Origin of the sequence: Streptococcus sp. DD11, assembly GCF_001578865.1 — a bacterium.
Classification (GTDB): domain Bacteria; phylum Bacillota; class Bacilli; order Lactobacillales; family Streptococcaceae; genus Streptococcus; species Streptococcus panodentis.
This window is the reverse complement of the sequence record NZ_KQ969395.1, coordinates 30,008-32,811: the sequence shown is the minus strand read 5'-3', so window position 1 is coordinate 32,811 and position 2,804 is coordinate 30,008. Positions and strand designations below refer to the sequence as shown.

At 54.0% G+C, this 2,804-nt stretch carries 3 protein-coding genes; 2 read left to right on the top strand and 1 reads right to left on the bottom strand.

Annotation, left to right across the window (positions count from 1 at the left end):
* Both STRDD11_RS07900 and STRDD11_RS07895 read left to right on the top strand, forming a co-directional pair.
* Positions 1–1,580: ABC-F family ATP-binding cassette domain-containing protein (locus STRDD11_RS07900; RefSeq protein ID WP_164828432.1), on the top strand; the 1,580-nt coding region annotated here is incomplete at its 5' end.
* Between the two features lie 46 nt (positions 1,581–1,626).
* On the top strand, positions 1,627–1,983 hold the full coding sequence (locus tag STRDD11_RS07895) for a hypothetical protein (RefSeq protein ID WP_128836875.1): 357 nt from the start codon (positions 1,627–1,629) through the stop codon (positions 1,981–1,983).
* Positions 1,984–2,089: 106 nt separating this feature from the next.
* Here the strand turns inward: STRDD11_RS07895 and STRDD11_RS14425 are convergent.
* On the bottom strand, positions 2,090–2,804 hold a 715-nt coding region (locus STRDD11_RS14425; RefSeq protein ID WP_241209372.1), incomplete at its 5' end, for an aminopeptidase.

Genomic DNA, 2,804 nt, shown 5'->3' with positions numbered 1-2,804 from the left:
AGTTGGCTGGTGACCAGCTGGACAGTCTGATGAGCCAGTATGACCAGCTGTCCGAGGATTTTCGCCAGAAGGGCGGCTTCAGCTACGAGGCGGACATAAAGGCCATTCTCAATGGCTTCAAATTTGACGAAACCATGTGGGGGATGAAAATCTCCGAGCTGTCGGGCGGGCAGAATACCCGGCTGGCTCTGGCCAAGATGCTCTTGGAAAAGCCCGAACTGCTGGTGCTGGATGAGCCGACCAACCACCTAGACATCGAAACCATCGCTTGGCTGGAGAATTACCTGGTCAACTACCGGGGCGCCCTGATCATCGTCAGCCATGACCGTTATTTCCTGGACAAGGTGGCGACCGTTACGCTGGACCTGACCCGGCATGCGCTGGACCGCTATGTGGGCAATTACTCCAGCTTTGTGGCTCAAAAGGAGCAGAAGCTGGCGACTGAGGCCAAGAACTATGAAAAGCAGCAGAAGGAAATCGCAGCGCTGGAAGACTTTGTCAGCCGCAATCTGGTCCGGGCTTCGACGACCAAGCGGGCCCAATCCCGCCGTAAGCAGCTGGAAAAGATGGAGCGCTTGGACAAGCCGGAAACCGGGGGCCGCTCGGCCAATATGACCTTCCAGTCGGCCAAGGTCTCCGGCAATGTCGTTCTGACGCTGGAAGATGCTGCCATTGGCTATGAGGGACAGGTCCTGTCTGAACCGGTCAATCTGGATCTTCGCAAGCTCAGTGCAACGGCCATTGTCGGTCCCAACGGCATTGGCAAGACCACGCTGATTAAGTCTCTGGTCGGCCAGCTGCCCTTTATCCGAGGGCAGGAGCGGCTGGGAGCCAATGTGGAGCTGGGCTACTATGACCAGACCCAGAGCAAGCTGACCCCGAGCAATACGGTCCTGGACGAGCTCTGGAACGACTTCAAGCTGACACCGGAAGTGGAGATTCGCAATCGCTTGGGCGCCTTTCTCTTCTCGGGTGATGATGTCAAAAAGTCCGTCGGCATGCTGTCGGGCGGGGAGCGGGCTCGCCTGCTCCTGGCCAAGCTGTCTATGGAAAACAACAACTTTCTCATCCTGGACGAGCCGACCAACCATTTGGATATTGACAGCAAGGAGGTCTTGGAGAATGCCCTGATTGACTTTGACGGCACCCTGCTCTTTGTCAGCCACGACCGTTACTTTATCAACCGGGTGGCTACTCAGATCATCGAGCTGTCCGAGACCGGCTCCACCCTCTATCTGGGTGACTATGACTACTATCTGGAGAAAAAGGCTGAGCAGGAAGCCTTGGCTGCAGCTGAGGCTGAGCAACATCAGCCGGCCCAAACAGCAGCTCCAGCCCCGGCCAGCGACTACCAGCAGCAAAAGGAAAACCAGAAAGAGGCCCGCAAACTAGCCCGCCGGCTGGACCAGCTGGAAGCGAGAATCGAAGACTTGGACAGCCAGATCAGCCAGCTGAGCGAAAGCATGCAGGCCACGAATGAAGCCAGTGAGCTAATCAAACTACAGGCTGAACTGGACGACCTGACCGCCGCCCAGGAAGCTGCTATGCAGGAGTGGGAAGAATTGGCGGAGAGGGTGTAGGGTTTTTATGGATAGTCAGTCCGCTTGCTTTTGAAAGGAGCTGCTTATGACGACAGAAAATGATTGGTTTATGCGGCAGATCAAGAGGGCGGCCAATATGATTGATTCGGCATTGCGTCTGAAGATTCGTCACTTGGATCTGGGGCAGTTTGAAGACGAGGAAAGCCGGCAGCTGGATAGAGCTGACTATTTTCAAGAACTGCTGGAAAGCGAGCGCTTTGAGGAGGCTGCTGATTTCGTTCAGGCTCAGATGAAGCGCCTGTCTTTTAATCAGTATGAGATACTGGCGGACCAGTTTTTGATTTATCTGAGGAGTCTAAATGATCCAGCAAAAAAGCGAAATGGCTTGACTGAAGTTTATTTACAGAAGCTGGAAAAGCAGCTGAAAGAATTTAAGTGGTGAGCAGATGGACAATTTAGGACCTATTTTTCGGGATTTTCGGCTGAATGGCCACTGCTTGCTAAAATAAAACTTTAAAAACTAGGCCTCACCTAGTTTTTTGTATTGTTTAAATAGCCCAATCACCCTTGCGAAAGATGGGCACACGGCTACCGTCTGAGCGAATGCCGTCGATGTCCAGCTGGTCGGAGCCAATCATAAAGTCTAGGTGGACAGCGGATTGGTTGAGGCCGGCCGCTTTTTGCTCTTTTGCGGACAAGTGCTCACCGCCGACTACGCTGATAGGATAGGCTGCCCCGATAGCCAGATGGCAGGAGGCATTTTCGTCAAAAAGAGTATTGAAGAAGGTCAGGCCGGACTGGGAGATGGGAGTTTTATCTGGGACGAGGGCGATTTCCCCCAGATACTGGGCCCCGTCATCTTGCGCAATCACCTCCTTGAGCAGCTGCAGGCCCTGGTCCGCGTAAATGTCAATAATCCGCCCGTCTTTAAAGGTCAGCTTCATACCTTCAATCATCTGCCCCATGTAGCTGAGGGGCTTGGTGCTGGTCACATAGCCGTCTGCGCTGCGAAAGTCAGGTGCCGAATAAATCTCCTCAGTCGGCATATTGGCGATGCAATAATCCCCGTTTTCCATATCCCCTCCGACAAAATCCCAGTGGTGATTCTGAGGCATGCTGAGGGTCAGGTCCGTTCCCGGCGCCTGATAATGCAGGGCAGCAAACTGGGCTTGGTTGAGGACTTGGGCCTTCCTTGTCAATGTTTCCCTATGGGCCAGCCAGGCAGCGGTCGGGTCCTCCTCATAGACCTTGCTGGCCTTAAAA